This window comes from Acidocella aquatica, from assembly GCF_030160635.1.
GTDB lineage: Bacteria > Pseudomonadota > Alphaproteobacteria > Acetobacterales > Acetobacteraceae > Acidocella > Acidocella aquatica.
The window spans coordinates 1-2364 of record NZ_BSOS01000014.1; the positions used below are offsets into that span (position 1 = coordinate 1).

A 2364-nucleotide genomic window follows, 5' to 3' on the forward strand; every position below is an offset into this window, starting at 1 on the left:
GGCTCATTTGCGCGCCGGGCGCACCACCATCGTGGTTGCCCACCGGCTCTCAACCGTGCGCGATGCAGACCTTATCGTGGTGATGGCCGACGGCCAGGCCGTCGAACAGGGCACCCATGCCGAACTCCTGGCCGCCAAGGGCGCCTTCGCCCGGTTGGTGCGGGCGCAGGCGTTGACACTGGATTAATGTCCGCACTTCTTTGGCGTTTAGTGGTCACCCAATAAGCAGCAAATCAAGTTGGCGGCGTGCCCCGGATTTGAACATACCGGGTTTTCATATAGCCATGCACGGCTGACATTTGGAGATAAAGTCCCGGAGGGAGGGGATAAAACCCTGTGCAAAATAGCTGCAGAGCTGGGCGGTGATATTTAGCGTATCCGAGCCGCCACTCCACCCCCGTACTTTCCATAAGACAGAGCGCCGCTCGCGCAATGCTGCGGCGCGCAATTTACATTTTCTCGCCCCCCGCTTGACCTGTGTGGAACCACCATGTATCTACAATGTAGCAACGGAATAGTAACATGCAAAGCCAGGTAAAAAAATGGGGAAACAGCGCCTCGGTCCGGATTCCCGCCGCGATTTTGGATGCTGTGCATGTAAGCATCGACCAGGATGTCGACATCCGGGCTGAGAATGGGCGCATCGTCATCGAGCCAATGCGCAAGCCGGTGACGCTGGAGAGTCTGCTGTTACAGGTCACACCGGATAATCTCCATGGCGAAGTTGATTTTGGTAGTTCCGCCGGCAGAGAAATTTTCTAATGGCAGCTCCGCCGCGTGCGAAGCAAAAATACGTCCCAGATGCCGGCGATATCGTCTGGCTGGAGTTCAACCCTCAGGCCGGCCACGAGCAGGCTGGACACCGGCCAGCCGTGGTGTTGAGTCCCGCGTCCTACAATGGACGCACGGGGCTGCTGTTATGCTGTCCGACCACCACCCAAATCAAGAATTACCCATTCGAGGTTGGTTTGTCAGGCAAAAAACCCAGCGTGGCGCTCGCCGATCAAATCAAGAGTCTTGACTGGCAGGCCCGGCACGCGGCACGCAAAGGACGCGCGACGACCGCCGAGTTGGATGAAATCAGGCAGAAAGCCATAGCGCTCTTGCGCGGTTGATCGCGCGACGAAAAATGCCCCGACTTTCCATAAGATATATTCTGCGTTTTTTTGCGGGGCATTAAAAAATAGCGTCTAATCAAATAATTAACGTGACATCGTTGCGGCGTAGCGATGTCCTGCCGGAAAAGTGGCGCTCGGCGGGGCTAGCCTCCCCGGTGGGCGATGAGCGCCGTGCTCGCCACCACCTCAATCAGTCGGCCCGCCGGCGCGAGCTTTGCCGTCAGTGCTTCGATCTCCGCCACCAGCGCATCGGCCCGCGCCCCGATCCTGGCCCGTGACGTGGATGACATCGACAACGCCCGCTCAATCAACGCCGCCGCAGGCAGTTCCCGCCGCTCAATCACCGAAACCTCCTCCAACTCGCTAAAGGCCGAGTCCAGCAGCACGGCGATATGGGACGCCTTCCCCGGCTCGTGCCGTTGGTGCCGGTGCGGATCATCTGCCGCGTAACGCCCGACCAGGTCCTGGAACACCTGTCGCCAGGCATTTTCCGGCACCTCGGGGTGCTTGTCCCCGAACAGCGCCACCGCCCCGCCCGGCTCGATCATCCCCTCCAGCCGTCGTAAAGTATCGACCCGGTCCATCCAGTGAAACGATCGCCCCATTGTCACCAGCCGGAACACGCCCAAATCCGGCTCGAGCCCATAGGAACTTCCCTCCAGAAACCGCACATTCGCGGGGGCCTCCCGCTCCGCCAGGCGCAGCATCTCCGGCTCCGGATCAATTCCCACCACCGCGCCAACGAATGGCGCGAGAGCTTTCGCCAACTGCCCCGGCCCGCAGCCCAGATCCAATACCCGGTCCGCCGCCCCCAGCGTGCAAAGCTCGGCGACGCGCCGGATCAGCCGTGGTGCATAGCCGGGCCGGCCCGCCAGATAATGCGCTGCCGCCGTGCGAAACCGGCGCGGCTCAAACGGCACAGGTTCGATGGACATCGGTATAACTCCTTCTCGATACGACCACCTTTCCTCGGATTTGCCCATTCTCGCAACCGACGCCTTCACGAAATCAATCATGGGATTATCCGCCACTGTGCTCGCCATCGTCGGCTTCTGCTCACATTCCCGGCCAATGAGTGTTTCTGCCTCCCTCACACCGGGACGCTGGTGGCGTAGTGCGATTTGCGATCTCGTGGTGGATTAACCTAGTTGCCAAAATTAACCAATGAGGTTACTGTCTGTTTGTGGAGAAGCGCAAACCTCACTGCCCACTGATTGTCGTGAAAGCCTTGATCGCGGTGGATAAG

At 59.7% G+C, this 2364-nt stretch carries 3 protein-coding genes and 1 pseudogene; 3 read left to right on the forward strand and 1 reads right to left on the reverse strand.

Features of this window, described 5'->3' with window-relative positions; all coding sequences use genetic code 11:
- The 3 genes and pseudogenes from QQJ84_RS05125 to mazF all read left to right on the forward strand — a co-directional run.
- Positions 1-187, forward strand: a pseudogene (locus tag QQJ84_RS05125) (ABC transporter permease); the annotation flags it as partial.
- Positions 188-522: 335 nt separating this feature from the next.
- On the forward strand, positions 523-762 hold the full coding sequence (locus QQJ84_RS05130; protein WP_284257027.1) for an AbrB/MazE/SpoVT family DNA-binding domain-containing protein: 240 nt from the start codon (positions 523-525) through the stop codon (positions 760-762).
- The gene (mazF, locus tag QQJ84_RS05135; protein ID WP_284257028.1) at positions 762-1115 is read left to right on the forward strand and encodes an endoribonuclease MazF; all 354 of its coding nucleotides are present in this window, start codon (positions 762-764) and stop codon (positions 1113-1115) included. The genes QQJ84_RS05130 and mazF overlap by 1 nt, the downstream gene beginning before the upstream one ends.
- Positions 1116-1261: 146 nt before the next feature.
- Here mazF and QQJ84_RS05140 read toward each other — a convergent pair whose 3' ends face one another.
- Positions 1262-2053 carry a class I SAM-dependent methyltransferase gene (locus tag QQJ84_RS05140; RefSeq protein WP_284257029.1) on the reverse strand — a complete coding sequence of 264 codons (792 nt, stop codon included), beginning with the start codon at positions 2051-2053 and terminating at the stop codon, positions 1262-1264.
- Positions 2054-2364 lie beyond the last annotated feature (311 nt).